15 protein-coding genes are annotated in these 18,756 nt (G+C 59.0%); 4 read left to right on the plus strand and 11 right to left on the minus strand.

Translation table 11 applies throughout. The features are described from left to right. Positions 1 to 22: 22 nt before the first annotated feature. The 5 genes from LOC68_RS01200 to dnaG form a co-directional block, all read right to left on the minus strand. Positions 23 to 988: a DUF6807 domain-containing protein gene (locus tag LOC68_RS01200; RefSeq protein WP_230214649.1), complete on the minus strand. Its 966-nt coding sequence runs from the start codon at positions 986 to 988 to the stop codon at positions 23 to 25. Between the two features lie 140 nt (positions 989 to 1,128). Then, positions 1,129 to 1,611: a transcription elongation factor GreA gene (greA, locus tag LOC68_RS01205; RefSeq protein WP_315858821.1), complete on the minus strand. Its 483-nt coding sequence runs from the start codon at positions 1,609 to 1,611 to the stop codon at positions 1,129 to 1,131. Positions 1,612 to 1,782: 171 nt separating this feature from the next. Beyond that, the gene (locus LOC68_RS01210) at positions 1,783 to 2,499 is read right to left on the minus strand and encodes a zinc ribbon domain-containing protein (RefSeq protein ID WP_230214656.1); all 717 of its coding nucleotides are present in this window, start codon (positions 2,497 to 2,499) and stop codon (positions 1,783 to 1,785) included. A 150-nt stretch (positions 2,500 to 2,649) separates the two neighbouring features. Beyond that, complete coding sequence (locus tag LOC68_RS01215) at positions 2,650 to 4,323, minus strand: sigma-70 family RNA polymerase sigma factor (RefSeq protein ID WP_230214659.1); 1,674 nt, start codon at positions 4,321 to 4,323, stop codon at positions 2,650 to 2,652. 91 nt (positions 4,324 to 4,414) lie between these two features. Next, positions 4,415 to 6,253 carry a DNA primase gene (gene dnaG, locus LOC68_RS01220; RefSeq protein ID WP_230214660.1) on the minus strand — a complete coding sequence of 613 codons (1,839 nt, stop codon included), beginning with the start codon at positions 6,251 to 6,253 and terminating at the stop codon, positions 4,415 to 4,417. Between the two features lie 287 nt (positions 6,254 to 6,540). Here dnaG and aat point away from each other — a divergent pair, with 287 nt between their 5' ends. After that, the gene (gene aat, locus LOC68_RS01225; RefSeq protein WP_230214662.1) at positions 6,541 to 7,248 is read left to right on the plus strand and encodes a leucyl/phenylalanyl-tRNA--protein transferase; all 708 of its coding nucleotides are present in this window, start codon (positions 6,541 to 6,543) and stop codon (positions 7,246 to 7,248) included. Positions 7,249 to 7,410: 162 nt separating this feature from the next. Here aat and LOC68_RS01230 read toward each other — a convergent pair whose 3' ends face one another. The 5 genes from LOC68_RS01230 to LOC68_RS01250 all read right to left on the minus strand — a co-directional run bounded on the left by LOC68_RS01230 (position 7,411) and on the right by LOC68_RS01250 (position 13,237). Then, entirely contained in the window at positions 7,411 to 8,616 is a 1,206-nt protein-coding gene (locus LOC68_RS01230; RefSeq protein WP_230214672.1) for a CinA family nicotinamide mononucleotide deamidase-related protein, read from the minus strand. 284 nt (positions 8,617 to 8,900) lie between these two features. Further along, positions 8,901 to 9,365 carry a DUF4198 domain-containing protein gene (locus LOC68_RS01235; RefSeq protein WP_230214675.1) on the minus strand — a complete coding sequence of 155 codons (465 nt, stop codon included), beginning with the start codon at positions 9,363 to 9,365 and terminating at the stop codon, positions 8,901 to 8,903. Continuing rightward, positions 9,365 to 10,345, minus strand: a complete 981-nt coding sequence (locus LOC68_RS01240; RefSeq protein ID WP_230214678.1) for a DUF1559 domain-containing protein — start codon at positions 10,343 to 10,345, stop codon at positions 9,365 to 9,367. The genes LOC68_RS01235 and LOC68_RS01240 overlap by 1 nt, the downstream gene beginning before the upstream one ends. Positions 10,346 to 10,525: 180 nt before the next feature. Then, positions 10,526 to 11,749, minus strand: coding sequence for a hypothetical protein (locus LOC68_RS01245; protein ID WP_230214681.1), 1,224 nt, complete (start codon positions 11,747 to 11,749; stop codon positions 10,526 to 10,528). Positions 11,750 to 11,809: 60 nt separating this feature from the next. Continuing rightward, positions 11,810 to 13,237 (minus strand): TlpA family protein disulfide reductase, encoded by a 1,428-nt coding sequence (locus LOC68_RS01250; RefSeq protein WP_230214690.1) that lies wholly within the window; start codon positions 13,235 to 13,237, stop codon positions 11,810 to 11,812. A 528-nt stretch (positions 13,238 to 13,765) separates the two neighbouring features. On the opposite strand from LOC68_RS01250, the gene LOC68_RS01255 reads away from it, so the two are divergent. Next, positions 13,766 to 14,596 (plus strand): YkgJ family cysteine cluster protein, encoded by an 831-nt coding sequence (locus LOC68_RS01255; RefSeq protein ID WP_230214692.1) that lies wholly within the window; start codon positions 13,766 to 13,768, stop codon positions 14,594 to 14,596. A 209-nt stretch (positions 14,597 to 14,805) separates the two neighbouring features. Here the strand turns inward: LOC68_RS01255 and LOC68_RS01260 are convergent, their stop codons facing one another. Beyond that, positions 14,806 to 15,729 carry a hydroxypyruvate isomerase family protein gene (locus LOC68_RS01260; RefSeq protein WP_230214695.1) on the minus strand — a complete coding sequence of 308 codons (924 nt, stop codon included), beginning with the start codon at positions 15,727 to 15,729 and terminating at the stop codon, positions 14,806 to 14,808. A 185-nt stretch (positions 15,730 to 15,914) separates the two neighbouring features. On the opposite strand from LOC68_RS01260, the gene murB reads away from it, so the two are divergent. Beyond that, entirely contained in the window at positions 15,915 to 16,793 is an 879-nt protein-coding gene (gene murB / locus LOC68_RS01265) for a UDP-N-acetylmuramate dehydrogenase (RefSeq protein ID WP_230214698.1), read from the plus strand. A 219-nt stretch (positions 16,794 to 17,012) separates the two neighbouring features. After that, the gene (locus LOC68_RS01270; protein WP_230214703.1) at positions 17,013 to 17,909 is read left to right on the plus strand and encodes a cell division protein FtsQ/DivIB; all 897 of its coding nucleotides are present in this window, start codon (positions 17,013 to 17,015) and stop codon (positions 17,907 to 17,909) included. Positions 17,910 to 18,756: the final 847 nt, after the last annotated feature.

Consider the following 18,756-nt stretch of genomic DNA (forward strand, 5'->3'; position numbering starts at 1 on the left):
ACAATTCTCAAATCATAGCACTTTATTGGGGAGCGGTTGAAGCGGACCGAGGTGCGATTTTTCCGAATTTGTCATATTGGGCCGCGATCTCCGTTTGGGAGAGGACGTCTTTATGGATGTAGATGCCGTATCGCGCGGTCACGCTTTCGCCTTTCTTCAGGGTCTGCGGCCGCTCGTGCGAAAAGCACGCGCCCATCCATCCATCATCACGCACATGAAACGGTGCGGTCGGGTCGGCGTTGTCGGCGGCGCTCATCAACGTGATGCCGGCCAACTCATCGCGCGCTGCTGCGCCACTATAGTCGACCCAGTTTGCGCGTTTTCGGAACGCTTCTTTTTCGTCGCGTTCGCCGGCTGAGTTGAGGATGCGTCCGCCGCCATCTTTCACGCCGATCGTCTTCGCCATTCGTACGCCGACCAGACCGAACGGCGTGTCGCCGAGCGTCACTTCGGGCTGCTGAGCGGTCAGCACGCTTTTCAAATCAAGGAGCCACTCGTTCTCTTCAAGCGGATAGAAGGTCATCGTGCGGGTTTCAGTCAGCAGCGTAGCGCCGTTGGATGAGTCGATCCAGTTGGCGACGATTTCGATCGTCGCGTGATCGTCTCCATCTTCATATCTGTTGATTTTCATGCATTGGATCCGTCCTTTACCGGCGTCTCCCCAAAAGTCGACGCCGCTCACGTCATGATGCGAGATCCAGATCGAGTTGTGGTGGCTGTGGCCGTTAGGATCGTGCGGATGTCCCATCCGGGTCAACCGATTGCCTGCCGGGCTGATCACCGGATAGAGAAACGGACGATGCAGATCGCGGCCGAAGTGGAAGCGGGTGATCTCACGACCCGCAACCTGGACCGACGCTTGATCGTACGGAAGGGGAATGATCTGCACGCGCGGGATCGGTTTCGGACGTAGCGGCGGCTCTTCAGCGCGGAGCGAAGTGATCAAACAGGTCGACGACACGAGTAGAGCGAGCAGAAGGCGCGACATGGCAGGAACTCGGCGGGCTTGAGGAAGGGAGAAGAGGCGCTTCCAGAATACCCGTGCCCGCGGCGAATCGCAAATTTACGAAAAAACGCCGCTTGGAGATCCAAGCGGCGCTCGTGGTTCGAACTCTAGCGCGAAAGGCGTTAGTCGAAGTTGTATTCGATCTTCAGGATCTTCAATTCGTACGCGCCCTTGGGAGCTTGAATCTCGACGACATCGCCCACTTTGTGACCAAGCAGGCTTTGGGCCATCGGGCTGTCGATGAGGATCTTGTTGTTCATGAAGTCCTCTTCGCCGTTGCCGACCAAGGTGTAGGTCTCTTCTTCATCGAGATCGAGATCTTCGACCGTGATCGTGGCGAAAAAGCCGACGGTCGTTTGATCAATCGACGCAGGATCGATGATGTAGGCGCGGGAGAGTTTCGACTTGATCGCGTTGATCTTCGCTTGGATCATTCCTTGCGATTCGCGAGCGCCGTGATACTCGGCGTTTTCTTTGAGGTCGCCTTCTTCACGCGCGGCGGCGACTTTTTCGGTGATGCGAGGCATCTCGACCGTTTCGAGATGTTCGAGATCCGCCTTGAGCTTTTCAAAGCCTTTTCTCGACATCGGATTGCGATCTGCCATGCTCGACATTGGAACTCTCCCGCAGCTGAAAAAAAAATGCGACCCTCCAGGAAGGATGGTCGCCGATCGATTCAAGTTTTCCCCATTATCGGTAGTCCAGCGTGAAGTGTAAAGAGAGCTTCACGATATCGCTGGGAAGCCCAGTTTAGGGCATTCGCTACCGAAAGGGCCCTATTCTCCAGGCTTAAGGTAGAGCATGGCTCCACAAGAGGAGCAGTAGACGATCCGCCCCATGAGCAAGTCTTGATACGCCTGGGGTCGCATCGAGACGTAACACTGACCGCATTCTTCGCCGTCGACCATCGCCAGGGCGTCTTCGCCACGGGCCTTGGTCAAACGTTGGTAGTCGGCGCGAACGTCAGCCGGCAGCTTCTTCTCGACTTCGGCGAGTTCGGCTTGAGCGACTGCGACTTCACCTTCCAGCACTTCCCGTTCGGCGTCGGCGGCGTCCTGAACTTTCTTCAGTTCCGCTTCGGCGGCAGCGATGTTCAGCTTTTCGCTTTCGGCTTGCGTGTTGAGCTGGTCGATCTTCTCGAGCGCTTCCAAGATCTCATCCGCCAAGACGCTGTTGGCCATCTCGGCCGCCGCAATCTGATCTTTGAGAATCTGGTACTCTTCGTTCGTCTTGGCCGCGTTCAACTTCCCTTGCGTGTTGACGATCTTCGCTTCGCTTTCTTTCAGCTGCAGCTGTTTGCGATCGGCCGTCATTTTGGTCTTTTGAGTCGCGTCTTTGGTCGCCGCCAAATTGGCTTCGATCGCCGCCAGCTTTTGGCGGGACATCGAGACTCTCGCCGGTCCCCGCGCGAGTCGCGTACGGAGTTCCGAGAGTTGCTGGTGAATGCGATGGAGTCGCGCCAGCGTTTCGCCAAACTCTTTACCTGCCGTCATCGACGGAAACCTCTCTCGGGAAATGAAATCACTTCACTAATGTTAACATTCCCCCCGAAGTCCGAATACCAGAGCGCATGAAAAAGGCCGCCCGGCGAACCAGGCGGCAATTCGTAGTTTTCGGTTTCCAGCGGGGGGAGACTCCGCGAATTAGTCGGCGGCGGCGCCGGCCAAAAAGCCTTCCAGCTGCTGGCTGCGAACCGGGTGTTGCAGCTTGCGAACCGCTTTGGCCTCGATTTGGCGAACGCGTTCGCGGGTCACTTTGAAAATGCGGCCCACTTCTTCGAGGGTGTAGGTATAGCCGTCCCCCAGACCGTAGCGAAGTTTGATGATTTCTCGTTCGCGATAGGTCAAGGTTTTCAAAAGTCCTTGAATTCGGTCACGGAGAATCTGGTTGGTGGCGCTGCGGATCGGCGTTTCTTCGTGGCTATCTTCGATGAACTCGCCGAAGCTACTGTCTTCGCTCTCGCCGATCGGACGATCAAGGCTGACCGGTTGGCGGCCGATGTCCATCACGCGGCGAACTTCTTCGATGTCGATCTCGGCGCGACGCGCGATTTCGTCCATGGTCGGTTCGCGACGGAGCTCTTGCAGCAGACGCTTCTGGACGTTTCGCAGTTTCGACAGGACGTCGATCATGTGGACCGGGATGCGAATGGTGCGAGCCTGATCGGCGATTGCGCGGGTGATCGCCTGGCGAATCCACCACGTCGCGTAGGTCGAGAACTTGAAACCGCGGCGATATTCGTACTTGTCGACCGCACGCATCAGGCCGGTGTTTCCTTCCTGAATCAGGTCGAGGAAGCTCAGACCGCGATTGCGATATTTCTTGGCGATCGAGACGACCAGACGCAAGTTGCCGCTCGACAGTTCGCGCTTCACCTTTTCGTATTCGTCAAACTGGCGACGATAACGTTCGCAGCGTTGACGCAGACCGCGCGGGCTTTCCAGCGTCAGGATCATCAGGTCGCGCAGTTCTTGTCGCAGGTTGGCGCGTTCGTCCTTGCAGGCCGATTGATCTTCGATCACGTCGAGACGACGACGGATTTGCTCCATCCGCGACGCGAAGTCTTCCAGCTGCTTCATGACCGGCAGCACGCGACGCGTACGCAGGCTCATCTCTTCGACCAGCTGCAAGCACTTTTGACGACGACGCATGAAGCGACGCTTGGCGGCGTTACGATCTTCGCGCGAGGTCGACTTGCGGAGCAGGATCTTGAAGTCGCGCTGGTTTTGTTCCAGCAGGTGATTGAGCGTCTTCAGGTTGTGCGGCATGCGGGCCTGGATCTGCTCTTTGGTCAGCTGTTCGGTCAGCGAGACCTTGATGGTCCGGTCGAACGGCAGTTCGCCGCGATGAACCTTGGTCAGAATCTCGACGGTCGTTCGCATCGCGAAGTCGCAAGCCAGGACCGAGCGGCGGAATTGCTTGCGGGTCACTTCGATCTTCTTGGCCAACGCGATTTCCTGCTCGCGGGAGAGCAACGGAATCGAGGCCATCTGCGAGAGATACATCCGGATCGGATCGTCGTTCGACTTCGAGATTTCCTCGGGAACGAAGCAATCGGTTCCTTCTTCGTCTTCCAGCGCTTCGCGAAATTCTTGGGCCGACGGAGCACGCGAGGTGGGAGCGTCGTCAAACTCTTCTTCCGGAGCGGTCGTGACCAGCTCGATCCCCTTGTGTTCCAGTTCGGTCAGAAGCTTGTCGAGCTTCTCCGGAGTGGACGCCTCGTCGGGGAGGTAGTTGTTGACTTCGTCGTAGGTGAGATAACCCTGGGTCTTGCCGCGCTCGATGAGCGCAATCAAATCCTGATCACAGAATTCCACGTGAAAAGCCTCCTTGCCTTTCAAGTTCATCAGGTTGTAAGCCGTCGAAAGAGCGTGCGGGCGCCGATTCAACAGCAGTGCGTCGACAGTTCTACCCGTCCGTGGGAGAAACGATTCCCTGTCGACTTCGTTGACGTTCGATCATTTGTTGCAGGAGATCCATTTCGTCCTGCCCATGCATCGTTTTGTCATCGAGAGCGGCAACGTTGTTGCGATGCTCTCGTTCTTCAAAGCGGCGTTGGTAATCCGCGATGAATGATTTCAGCAGCGTTTCGGGATCGGTGATATTCTTCGCCGCCGCTTGCTCGTCGAGTTCCACCAACAAGCCTTTGAGCGACTCTGATTCGATTCCGGAAAGCAATTGATTGAATTCCACCGGCGAGCCGTCCTGGCACGCAGTGATAAATGTCTGGTAAAGCCGGCGAGCCGGTTCGCTGCTCATCTCGTCGACGCCCACTTCATCGGCCGCCAACAAGGTGAGATCAGGCTGACAGGCCAACACTTCGAGCAAGTTCCGGTCGTACGGATCCAATTCCGCGGCCCGAACTTTCACATCTTCGTCGGACGGCGCGGCCGAGCGATCCGGCGCGGCGTTGGTCGCACGACGAAGCGACGAAAGTCGCTTACGCAGCTCTTGCTCATCGACTTCAAATTTGCGAGCCAAACGGCTCAAAAACTGATGTTCTCGCAAGCGAACTTCCGAGCCGGCGCCATCCTGCAGTCGTGGGGCTCGCGCCATCGTCGACAGCAGGCTTTCCAGCGCTTCGTTCGCCTTGTGCAGATCGCGGCGAACGTCGACTCCGGCGGTCGTGATCCGCAATTTGTGCTCCAGCGCGTCGACCGCCGTGTCCAAGGCGGCGTGAAACGCGTCAACGCCGCGCTGCTGGACGAAGTCGCACGGATCCAACTGATCGGGAAGCGTAACGATTCGCAGGTCCGCTTGTTCTGATACGAAAAGTTCGAGGATATCGTTCGTGCGGCGCTGTCCCGCTTCGTCCCCGTCGAGCAGCAGATAGATGCGATCGGCGTAGCGACGGAGGAGATGAATGTGACGTTGGCCGAGGGCCGTACCAAGGACCGCGATGACGTTGCGAACGCCCGCTTGCTGCAAGGCGATCACGTCGGTGTAGCCTTCGACGACGATGGCCGAACGAGATTCGACGATCGCGTCTCGCGCCAGATCGAGGGCGTAAAGGTTATCGCTCTTCGAGAAGAGCTTCGTTTCGGGGGAATTGACGTACTTGGCCGCTTTCGGATCGTTGTTGCCCGGCAGAATGCGTCCGCCAAAGCCGATCGTTCGTCCCTGCACGTCATGAATCGGGAAGATCACGCGTCCCTTGAAGCGATCGTACGGCTTGCCGGAGGTGCTGCTGCGGCCGATCAGGCCCGTTTTTTCGAGCACGGCGGCGGAGAACTCGGTCGAGCGCGCCTGGTCGACCAGCCATTGCCATTGATCGGGGGCGTAACCCAAATGGAAGCGATTCACCGAATCTTGCGAAATGCCGCGATCGTGGAAATAACGTCGCGCGGCGTCCGCATCGGGAGAATGTGCGAGATATTTTTGGAACAGTCGTTCCGCCCACGCGGTCGCGGCGAACAACGTTCGCTTGTCGTTGGGAGATCCCGGCTGAACCGGCGCCGCTTTGCTGAGCGAAATGTTGGCGCGATCGGCCAGCAGTTCGAGCGCTTCGCGGAAATCGATCCCTTCGCGACGCATGACGAAGCTAAAGACGTCTCCGCCGATGCCGCAGACCCAACAGCGCCAAGATTGGCGTTCTGGGTTGACCTGCAAACTTGGGCGAGAGTCATTGTGCCACGGGCAGAGGGCGACGTAGATGCGACCCTGGCGCGTCAGCGGCAGGTAACCGCCCAGCACATCCGCAATATCGGATGCCTGGCGTACTTGCTCGCGTGAGTCGTCCAGTGTCACGGTGAATTCCCTTTCGGTGGTCCGAGGAAAAAAGTCCTCAGAGTTCGGCTGCGATTGTGGTTCGTCTTCGAGTCAGCTCCTTGCTGGCTCAAAAGCGACGTAAGTCGGTCGCCGTCTTCGCCTTCCATGGCGAGTGGGAGCAATTTATGCTTTTTGGCGATTCCGAGTCAAGTTCATCAAAGCGGCTGCCGACAGGTTTTTTGCCGGAGATTGCCGATTGCTCTTAAGTCTATTGTCCAGCACAATTTGGAAAGAACAAGACCTACGCGGAAACCACGGAACGGATGATGGCGCCAAAGTTTTTTCCCCCCGCCGATTCGGCTGATGAGCAAGGACTCGTCATGATCGGCGGCGATTTATCGGCCGAGCGGCTGCTAGACGCGTACGCTCACGGGATTTTCCCCTGGCCGATGTGGGACGATTGGCTGCCGATGACCTGGTTTTCGCTCGATCCGCGGGCAATTATCGAGCTGAACGGACTGCATGTCTCGCATCGCTTGGCCCGAACCATGCGGAGCGGACAGTTTACCGCGACCTGCGATCGCGCCTTCCCGGAAGTGATGCGGGGCTGCTCGCGCCGCCGCAAAAGTGGAGATGGGACCTGGATTACCCCCCACATGTTCAAAGCTTTCTGCAATCTGTACGAAGAGGGGCACGCACATAGCGTCGAAGTGTGGCAAGGGGAAGAATTGGCCGGTGGGATCTATGGCGTCGGCATCGGCGGAGCGTTCGCCGGCGAATCGATGTTCCACAAAGTCACCGACGCGTCAAAGGTCGCGCTGGCGACGCTGGTCGCCCATCTCAATCTACGCGGCTATCAACTGTTCGACATTCAGCAGTGGACCCCGCATACCGGACGGATGGGAGCGAAAGAGATTCCCCGTCGCGTCTATCTGAAGCGACTCGCCGAAGCGATCCGCCAACCGGTGACGTTTGGGGAAGAGTTGGAATGCGCGGTGACCGACGTTCCGCAGATCCTGGCGAATCTGGAATAATCAAACACTAGCCCGCAGCGCAAGCGAGGGAATGCGGCGTCCATGTAATGAGGAATGTCGAAGCTCGAGTGACGAAGTTTCTTCCATTCGACACTCTGGTTTCGACATTCGTCAGTTAGCCGAACGCATTCCCTCGCTTGCGCTGCGGGCTAGTGTTGCGGCTTATGACATCATCCGTCGGCGAAGCAGATCGAGAACTTGTTTCGCTGCTCGCGGGCGATGGATCTCGGGATGTCCCAGCGTTTGCGACGATTCGCTGACCACACCCTTCGCGTCAGCGACGGCGAAGCTATAGGCGCCGCTCTCGTCGATTGGGCCGATTGCTAAACCGTAGTCGGTACCGAACTCTTCCCGTACTTTGCTGGCCGCCTGTTCGACAACGGCCGTCTCACCAACGGACGCTTCACCGGCGTAGACGCTAAGCGCTTGCAAACTCGGCGTGATTCGTCCTCCGGCGAAAGAGGCATTAGCGGCCGGCGATTCGGTGAGCGACAAAGCGATCAACCCGGCGGTCGCCGATTCGCAGCAAGCGACCGTCTGACCGGCGGCTGTTAACATGCGGCCGACGGCGTCTTGCAGTTCGTCGCCGGTTTCTCCGAAGACGAGCGGCCCCAGAATCGTACGGATCTCATCAAGCGTCGGCTGCGCCTGGGCCAGGCACTCGACGTCATCTTTGCCATTGGTAGTGACGCGCAGCGTAATAGTCGCTTGGTGAACGGTGATGCCGACCTGCGGCTCGCGGCCGCGGCGGATCATATCGGGCAGCATCTCTTCCAGTCGACTTTCGCCGACGCCGAAGCACTTCAGCTCATAGTGACGAATCAAATTGGCCGGCGCCGCCGACGTTCCGCCGATCGCCCCTTTCACCGTCTGCGTCCACATCTCTTTCAGTTCGATCGGCACCCCGGGAAGGGCGAAGAGGCGAACGGTGCGGCCGTTGCGTTCTAAGGTGAGGTCAATACCGGGAGCGGTGCCGTTCGGGTTCGGCACGACCTGGCAGCCAGCCGGGAACATCGCCTGAACGCGGTTTCGCTCTGGCATGGTGACGCCGCGTGATGCAAATCGCCGCTCGATATGGGCCAGGCTTTCGGGGTCCAACTCCAGCGGGCGATCAAAGGCGAGCGAGAAGGCTTCGCGGGTCAGGTCGTCGGCCGTCGGACCCAAACCGCCGCTGACGACGACAATGTCGGCCCGGTCGGCGGCGATCTTCAGGCAGTCGACCAGCGAATCGAGTTCGTCGGCGGCGGTGGTATGAAAACCGACGGCGATGCCGAGATTGCCTAGCTCCTGGCTAAGCCACTGCGAGTTAGTATCGAGACGTTGACCGCTGGTAAGTTCGTCGCCGATCGCCACGATTTCTGCGCGCATGCTGGGGAAGGTCCAAAAGGGCTGGTGGTGTGTGGGGTAGAACAAGTTTCGGTCAGCGGCCCAGTTCTGACAAGTCGCCGTCAAGCGGATCGCGCTAGCTTTCGTGCGCGAAGCGGCGGAGAGAGAAGGGGCGCAATCGCGCCAATAGAGGATTCGTCCAAGGTTGGGCGGCTGCCCCGAACCGCCCAACCTAAGAGCGAAACCGCGACTCGCTTTCGTGAAATCCGCATCCAGCGGATCCCGGCGTCGCCTGAATCTTTCAGGCCCCAGGCGAAAACAAATCGCTATTTTTTCTTATCGCTGGTCAAAGCGAAGTGAGCCTCGTCGGTCCCATAGTCGGGGACGTCGAAGGTCAGCTCTTTACCTCTCCAGTAGCGTGCGGGGAGGTATTCCTTGACGAGAACCAACTCGGGGTTGGCCTCGTCTCGGACTTCTCCGCAAATCGAAACCGAATGAGTACCGATGACGGCGCCTTGCTTGCCATGCGGAGTCGCCAATTGATAGTTGCCGTTTTCGTCGGTAATGCAGTACGAAATCGGCCCGACGATCGCGCTCTTGCCGTCCCCTTGCGGAGAGAAGATGACTCGCGCGGTCGCCAGCGGCTGGCCGTCGAGCGTCACTTGTCCCGAGACCGGCACGCACGCGAACGGATCTCGGCCGCAGCCGGCCAGGCTCGCCGCCAATAACACCAGGCTGCAAACGCCCGCCTTGGAGTAGGACGACGTGGTGGGGTATTTCAACGCTGGCATTACCATTCTCCTACCACTTCGCCATCGGCTCGTCGCGCCAAAGCGGCGACCGTTTCCCAACTGGTGTTCTCGCTGAGGAAATGAACCGAACCGTCGACCAGGGTTACGTTGACGCCGCCGACATGTTGACTGCTCGCGACATCTTGCACTAGCGATTTGCCGGTCGGCAAATTGATCGGACGTGTCGTCGCGGTCGTCGCCGAACTCGCAAAGGAGCAGTGGTTGTGTTGGAACGATCCGCCGGTGGCGATCTTCGGTGCGCCGATCCAGATCGCGCCGCCAGACGGACTGCTGCTGGTCAGCGACGACTTGCGAACGCCGTCTCGCTCCGACAGGTAGATCGTGTTCGACGTACCGTCGGTAAAGTCGCGGAAGCGGAAGCTGGTGTGCAGCGCCGAAGCGCCGTTGCCATAGGAACCGCCAGTGGGACGAGCCAGACCGGTGCCGTGGTTGGCGACGTAGTTCGACTTCGCCATTCGCTGGTCGTCCGGAAGACCGCCGCGCGGCAAATAGAATCCGTCGTAGTAATAAGGATTCAGCGACGGGCTCGGATCAGACGGGCACTCGTAAGCCGAGATCGAAACTTGCGCGTTAGGCGCCGACCAAACTGGAATCGATTCCAGCGCGTCGTGCAGTCCGTTCTGTTCCATGAAAGGAAGAATGAACGTTCCCCAGCCGTAACCGTTGGCCCATTTGCTGAAGGGAAACCACGACGAAGTTGCGCCAGTGGTGGCGGACGAATCGGGATGCAACAAGCCCGGCGGGAAGACTTGATGGGTATCGTGATAGTTGTGCAGGGCCAGACCCATCTGCTTCATGTTGTTGGTGCAGCTCATACGACGAGCCGCTTCGCGGGCCTGTTGGACGGCCGGCAAAAGGAGCGCAATAAGTACGCCGATAATCGCAATCACGACTAATAGTTCGACCAGCGTAAAGCCGAAGCGTTTGCGCCGGGGAGTCGCTAGGACCTGAATCGCCATAGAAGATTCTCCAGTAACGGTAAGGATAAAAGTTCTCGGCGGGGCTTGAGCCAAAGGTAAAAAAGGGGATGGCATGTTTGGGGGCTCAAGTGCACGTAAAACGTTTTGGAATTGCTGAAATGATCCTAAATTTTGGTGACATTGGAACCGCAAACTGCGAATTATGCGGACTGCCGAACGTTAACTGCGCGGTTCCACGAACTCGCTCATAATCGTGCTTCCGTACAAGGGATACTCAACCCGTAAACGCCAACATTGGTAGTCGCTAAGATCGAATCCGGAGTGGTCGGCGACGTGGCGGACCATCTCCGGGTAGTCGGGGAATTCTTTAATCGCCGGCGGCGGACCTTGGCCGAGACATTCGAAGTCCATTCGGCAGGGCAACGTCCGCTCGATGCCTGGCGGCGCAGCGCGATCGCTGGCTGAACTGCCGACCATGGCCGACGCCTGGGCGATCCAGTCGTCGGCGAAGCCCGGCTCAATGAATTCATCCGCAATGTAAACCTTCACCGGCAGGTCGATATGGAGCCGCGTTGCGAATTGACCTTCGCGACCTGCCGGATGCGGAATGTTGTAGTAGCGCGTTCCAAAGTAGTGCGACGATTCGCCGGTAGCGCCGATCGCGCCGTTCAGCAGGTTGCCGTAGATCCAACCAGATTCGCCGTGGATCATTTCGCACTGTGCGTCGCGCGAAGTGCAGAAGTCAGAGAGACGGTACCCGTCGATCTCTTCATTGCCGTAAACGTTCGTTCGCTCGATGTTCGAGTGGTAACTGACCCCATCTTCCAATTGTCGAAAGACGCGCGATTGATAGATGTTGATCCGCTCCGTTTCTCGCAGCAAACGCAGATTGGAGACGCCGCCGATGCAGATCGCTTCGACCTTATCGGGATCGCTGGCCAGGCGTCGCACAAACGAACTGCGCAATAGCAGTCCCGCTTGTACGCCCAGCATGTGGCTCATTCCGCGAAAGACGTTGCGGCGGTGCTGCAACTCTTTGGCGTGCCATTGCTCTCCTTTGCCGGCGGCGGAGACCATGGTGTTAAAACAGACGCGATCGCCGGCATGCCGCGCGACGAGCGATTCAAACTGCTCATGCGCGGCCAACAGCGGCGTAGTAAGGTCGGAGCTAACGCCTAGCGACTGGGCGCCTTGCACAAAGCGTTCGATCGAAACTCGGGAGGGAACGTTGGCGGCGTTTTCCAGCGGATCGGTCGACTCGGCTACTTTCACCAACTGCCAGGCGAGCGTCCGATCAAGACCGAGCATCCGTTCCAAGTCGCCGGACTTCTTGATTCCGCCCAATGCTCGCATCACCCCCGCCAACGGTTGCTGCAACCGCTCCAGAATCTGGGCCGATTCGGAGAGGAAGTCGGGCGACTTTTTGGGGCTGGCGGCTTTCACGACGTTGACTTTGGAAGCTAGACGTTCATCGGATGAAGGATTGGCGATACTCGGTTCGTACTACGGCGTCGGCGATTTCTCTTGGTCGTATTGCTTGCGGATTGACAGCAGTTCAGGAACGAACTTCTTGTCTTCGGGACGCAGGAAATAGGGGTCCGCCATCTTTCCAGCGGGATCAATCAGCGCAAATCGAGGGAAGCCTTTCAGTTGATAGTCAGCGAAGAATTGCCGCGACTTCGCATCGTTGACCCGTAACAAGACGCCTCCCAATCCACGCTCTTTGACGAATTCGCGCCATGTCTCGTGCGCGTCGTCGTAGTCGCAGTTCATCGAAACGATGACGATTCCCGAGTCGGCCAGTTCTTCTTCCGCTTTGTGGAGGTACGGAAACTGCTTGATGCAGGGTCCGCACGCCATGTTCCAAAAGTCGAGCAGGACGAATTTGCCGCGCAGATCCGTGAGCGAAACCAGCTTGCCGTTAACGTCTTCAAACGCAAACTCCGCCGCCGGTTGGCCGACCGCGATCGTAGCGTATGACGCTTCGAGCTCCTCGAATTCCTTCACGATGCGCTCCCAGTTGGCGCGATCGCGCTCGCCGCTCACAAATCGCTCCAGCGGCAGCAGACGTGGTCGCCAAGGAGTGCGAAACCAGCGCCGCATGTTCATCTCGTGGTCGAGGAGGAAGACGACGAACTTGCTCTGCATCCACGCGTCGCTACCCCACGTTACGCGCGCCGTTTCCAGATGGTCGGCGTCGGCGAAGAGTCCCGCCTCGGCGAACGCGGCCGTTAGCGCGAGATATTGGTACTGCCATTCGATTTGACCGGCGAAGGCGCCGCTTCGCGGTGGATTGGCGTAGATCGCTTGCAGCTGTTGCAAATAGGGGGCTCCACCTTCCGCTTCGAGCGCTTTCAGTCGGTTGTAGGCTAGGCCGCGCTGAGCGATTTCGAGGATCAATTGGCGAAACGCCTCAGGAGTCGCTTCCTCGTCGGCGCCCACTTTCAGATCTTCTTGCAGATGGGCGAGGAACGACGCGGCACGCTCCGAATCGCCGCTTTGATTTTTGAGGATAAGTTCCATCCGCAGGAGCGGCATCTGCTTCAACACGATGGAGTTCTCGAGGGCAAGGTCGCCGGTATGCTCCACTTTTCCGCTGGCGACTTCTACGGCCAGCTTCGCCGCCGGCTCCAGATAGATCGGCAGCGTCGCAATTCGCTTGCGACCATCGAAAAAGACGAGCTCCTGCACCATCGGCTGCGGAATCGTCGCTTGCAACTCAAAGCTTCCCGCGGCGCCGGCGTCGCTTTGGGCGAACGGCATCGGGACCGACATGGTCGGCGAACAGAGCAGGACATGCGTGAACGGCTTGGAAAGGCTGCCGGAAATATGAACCGGCTCTGGTTCCGCGGCGAAGCCAGTCGCTTCCATCGTGAGGAGCCCGTAAAGAAAGGCGAACCACAGGGACGTACGGAACAGAAGGGTCGGCATAGCCAGGACTCGAGTTTTCAGGAAGAGAGCGGCGATCGACCCTGGAGGGAATCGAGCCGTGGGAAGCTCAAAAGCGTATCCAGCTCCGCAGAGCGTTGGGCTCAATATCTGTTTTTAAAAACAACTTGTAAATACGCGATTCAAGAAATTGTTCCCCTTTTTTCTGAGAGATCGGGCGGTACGGCTAGAGGGAAGACGCTTCTCCTCAAAGGTCCGATAGCTGCGCGATTTACGGCATCGAACAGCTCTCGGACGTCGGTGCGGCTCACCGCCGTGGGAATGTGTTGAAGCGAGATCGGCCGCTTGTGGATCCCAAAGAGGAGGTAAAGTCGCGTGTGATCTCCCAGGCTTGCCTGCTTCGCCGTCACTCCCAACCGGCAAAGCTTCGCGAGGCGGTAGGATGCTCCGTCCTTCTGGGGAAAGAGAACGTTTGGGCGCTAATTTCGTTTTCTACGCTCTGGTCGGCTGCCGAAGTTAACCCCAAGCGACCATGACGAACCGACCTGACTCTCTCCGCAAGCGACCGGCATGAAGTCACTGATTGAGGAAATCCAAGCTGGCGGCGATGCGCGACGCGCGTTCGATGCGGCGGTCGCACGCGTGAAGGACGACCTGCCGTCTCTCTTAAACAGCTTGCAGCATGGGGAGTCGCTCGATCTGATCGACACCCTGCGGACGCTTCAGCCTGATCCGATGACCGAAGGTTTGACGGCGCCGATGCGAGCTTGCCGGCAAGGTTGTTCGGCCTGTTGTTTCACGGTTGCGATCGACGTCACGCCGGTCGAAGCGATCGCCGCCGCCGAGTACATCCAGCAGTGCCTCTCAACGGCCCAGGTCGACGCGATCCGCGACCGTCTTAAAAAGCTCTCGATGCGCCGCGCGATGATGACTCGCGAGGAGACGCAAACCAAACGCCTCGGTTGCGGGCTGCTCGGGATGGACGGCGCTTGCATGGTCTACCCGGCGCGACCCTTGGTCTGCGCCGGCGTTCATTCGTTCAATCAAGAGGCGTGCGAATCGGCCGCCGAGTTGGTCGCTCTGGAGCAAGCCGACGGCAAGGTGCCGATCGATCGGGCGGCGAAGGCGTCGACGATGGGAGTCTCCGGCGCTTTGCAGCGAGCCCTGGTCGAGCGCGGGCTCGACGGCAATCTGTACGAACTCAATTCCGCCGTGTTGTGTGCGCTGAATGCGCCCAACGCCTGGCAGCGCTACCTGGGGAAGGAAGACCTGTTCGCCTCGGCGCATTGCACCGAGGCGCACTCGTGGCCTCGTTTGGCTCGAACCGACGCAGCCCATAGCAGCGTCGTGAAGAAGCCGAATTTCTTGAAACGATCGCGTCAGCGATCAGCGCGACGTTAGTCGAAATGTTACTCCTTGGTGCCATGCTCTTGCGGCGTCTTCGCCGGATGAGCATGTCTTCAGTGACGTAGGGTGGGTGGAGCAAGCGCGAAAAGCGAGCGATTTACTCGTTCAACATTGCTCGCTTGCGCAACCCACCTTTCGCTTGCAATCGTATTGTTGGGTTTCGCTGCGCTGCACCCAACCTACGACTGACTGACGTTCAATAGCTAAACGTCGCACAGCTGCACCGCCGCTTCCAGCGATGCGACCATGTCTTTGTTCTTCGGAATGAATTCCTGACCGACGAAACCTTGGTAGCCGGTCGCGACGATCGCCTTCATGATCGCCGGGTAGTTCAGCTCTTGCTCGTCGTCCAGTTCGTTGCGCCCCGGCACGCCGGCGGTGTGGTAGTGGCCGACGTAATCTTTGAACTGGTTGATCCGGACGATCACATCCCCTTCCATGATCTGCGTGTGGTAGATGTCGAACAGGATCTTCAGTCGCGGCGAACCAATCGCGTCGCAGATGTCGACCGCCCATTCGATCTTGTCGCATTGATAGCCGGGGTGCCCCTTCATCTCGACGTCAACGCGGGTGTTGAGCGGTTCGATGCAAACGTTGACCCCCCGCTTCTCAGCCAGGCCCATGATCGTCTTCAGCCCGGCGATCATGTTCTTCTTCCCTTCTTCGTCGGTCAGTTCGCCTCGCATGCCGCTGAAGGTAATGACCGCGGGGAAGTTGGCGTCGGCCGTCGCGTTGATGTTCTTGGTCAGGATCTCGCGGCACATCTCATGATTGGCCGGATCGTTCCAACCTTTGACGAAGCCGTGCGAACTGGTGATCGCGCAGACGAGTCCATGTTTCTGCAGCACCGGGAAGTCTTTCGGCTGAACCAACTCGACCGACTTCAGGCCCAGCCGCTTGGCGTGCCCGCACAGTTCGTCCAGCGACATCGGCTTGTAGCACCACGGTACGACCGACTGGTTGATCCGGCCGTTTTTGACGCCGACCGTCTGCTGCGCGTCTTCGGCCTGGGCGCGACCGCCCAGCGAACTGGCGGCGACTCCTGTTACGGCGCCGGCCACGCCGGCGGCCAGTAGTGATCGGCGGGAATAACGTGCTCGCGACTCGTCACTGGAGGGGGAGTTCATAGGAGATGTCCGATGGCTGGGTGGTGGGGTTGCGTACGTTTCTAGCCTAAACCGTTGGCACGTAAGGTGCAATTCCTGCGTCTCGAGGGGGCTTAGCGACATTGTCAACGCCGCCGGAGCCCGGTTTAATGAACCGACGGATATCACTACAGACGGAGCGATTGCAAGCTAAGGAACGACCTCTCATGGATTTTTGCGAAGGATTTGAGCATTTTGTGCGGACGCAGGAACCGTTGGCCTCGTACGCGTGGCTGCGGATCGGCGGCACGGCGGAGTTTTTCGCCGAACCGAACAACACGGCGGAACTGGCCGCGCTGCTCAAACGTTGCCGTGAGCAGGAAAAGCCGGTCCGGTTGCTCGGCGGCGGCTCGAATCTGCTGATCCGCGACGAAGGGATCGCCGGGGTCGTCGTTCGGCTGAGCCATCCCTCCTTCTCGAACATCGAAGTTGACGGCACGAGCGTCAAATGCGGCGGCGGAGCTCGCCTGGCCAATGTCGTCTCGACCACCGTCGGTCTCGGCCTGGCCGGGCTCGAATCGCTGGTCGGCATCCCCGGCACCATGGGTGGCGCCTTGCGGGGAAACGCTGGCAACAATGGCGAAGACGTCGGCCGCTGGGTTTCGAACGTCGACGTGATGTCGGCGGACGGCGAAGTCCGTAAATGGGGCGCCGGCGAACTCCGGTTCTCGTACCGCGAAAGCAATCTCGACGAATTCGCGATCCTCGGCGGCGAGCTGAAGCTCGAAAAAGGGGACGCCGCCGAGTTGACCCGCCGCATGCAAAAGCAGTGGATCGTCAAACGGGCCGCCGAGCCGCTGCCGGAACAAAACATCGCGATCCTCTTCCGCAATCCGGCCGATGTGAGTGCTGCTAGCTTGATCGAGCAAGCAGGCCTTCGCGACGCTTCGGTCGGCGCCGTGAAGCTATCGGAACGGAACGCCAACTTTGTCGTCGCCGGTCCCGGAGCCAAGGCTGCGGACGTGCTGCAACTGATGGAATTGGTCCGCAGCCGCGTCCATGAAGTCTTCGGCATCGAGCTGAATAACGGGCTCACCATCTGGTAGAGTCCTGTTGCGGTTTTTAAGACGATTACGATGACTCTTTCGCTTCCCGCCGGGCGGATCTAAGGGAAACGCTGGCTCCGTTAGATTCTCGTCTGGAAGCTCTAATGTTCGAGAGACCCCGCGGCCGATCTCAATGAGGAAGGTCTATCGTTCGCTCTGGTAGCGACCGACGAGACCGGATGGGCCAGCGGCATCTTTTCGAGCAGGGAGCAACCAGGGGTGAGTCGTCCAACGCGCAACGCCGCGCCAACGCGTTTTGGTCTTGCCGATCCGCTTGGGCGCCAGCTTTGGATCTGCGCCTTGATGGTGGTCCTGTTCATCGGCGGCGCCTACGCTTTGTCGCGCTCGATCGCTTCGAACGAAGCGGAGGATCTCTACGTCGTCACCAAAGAGCGAATCTCCTTCACCGCTCCGCCGGAGTGGATCGCCGAAGGAGTGCTGCAACAAGTCGCCGACGTTCTCTTCGCCGACAAAAAGTCGTTCGACGTCCGTGATCGCGATTTGACCAAGAACATCACTGCGGCGATCGAAGCGGCCGAGAACCCGTGGGTCAAGTCGGTCGACCGCGTCGTGAAGTATTACCCGACCAAGGTCTTGGTCGACATCCAATACCGTCGCCCGGTCGCGATGGTCGAAGTCAAAATGAAGATCGAAGACGCCGATTGGGGTTTGATCCCGGTCGACGCCGACGGAGTCATCTTGCCCGGCCGTGGCAACGACTATCTCGAAACGAATCGCAAACACTTCCCCCGCATCAACCTGGGCGGCGTCGCTCCCGAAGGAACAAAGAAGCCAGGGCACGAGTGGGGCGACACGCGCATCGCCGAAGCGGCTCGTATTGCCGATTCGCTCGGCGGCGTCTGGACCCGCTTGGGCTTCCACCGGATCGTCGCCTCGGCGAGCGAAGAAGGACGCAACGTCTACGAACTCCACACCGCTGAAGGCGCTCATCTGATCTGGGGGAGCGCTCCTGGCGCCGAACGCCCGCATGAAAACAGCGCGGCCCAAAAAGTCGGCATGCTGCTCGCCCTGCAGCAAACCCAAATCGCCGCCGGCGAAATCGACCTGCGAACCCCAGCCGAGCTAACGTCGAACACCGCCCCCGCCGCCCGTTAATTCGCGGCCGAGCCAAGTCTCCGCAGCGTCCGCTCCTCCATTAGTAGCCCGAAGCGCCAGCGAGGGAAATGCGTCCGCAAGTCCACAATCAGGACTGGACCGCGAGCGAACTTTTTTCTTGAGCCCCAACGGGGCGGCACTAAAGCAGCCCGGGGTGGAATCGCCGCAGGCGATGTAGCCCTGGGTTACCTGACGGTAAAGATCGCTGGCGTTGGACTGGACGTTTCTCGGTTTTAGTTCGCCCCGTTGGGGCTTTCGATCGAACCGCGCGAGCCAACCTAGGGCTGCGTCGCCGTGGGCGACTTACCCTAGGCTACTTTAGCTCGCCCCGTTGGGGCGGAAGACGCAGAGACTGGACTGGACCGCCGCGCATTTTTTTCGCGCCGAAAGTGGACTCGACCGACAAACGTCCCCGTTTGCCCACTCAGGTCTCAGCCCATCTTGCCCAGCCTTCTCATCATGTGGACCGCAACCCCCATTTTTTTCATCCGCACTGGACTGGACCGCACGCAATTTCATTTCACACGTCCGAGATTCCCCAACGAACCGATCCCAATCGCATCCATCGCGCCCGATGAGTGGACTGGACCGCGATCATTTTTTTTCGTTGCTGGATCGCAACCCACGTTTGGCAATCTAGGTCGTCGTCCCATCGACCGTGCGCTGGCCCCGACTCTTCTCCCAACCAAATTCCCAAAGAACAAACTGCGGCCTCGCCACCTTGTGGAAACGCCGCAGGACAGAATCATCCGCACCCCGAAATCGACCACGAATGCGTGCGCTTTGTCAACAGACAAAGTTAGCGTTGGGATTTCACAAGCTGGCCGGGTGGCACTGTCGTCAGCGA

The sequence above is a fragment of the Blastopirellula sediminis genome (genome assembly GCF_020966755.1).
Taxonomy (GTDB): domain Bacteria; phylum Planctomycetota; class Planctomycetia; order Pirellulales; family Pirellulaceae; genus Blastopirellula; species Blastopirellula sediminis.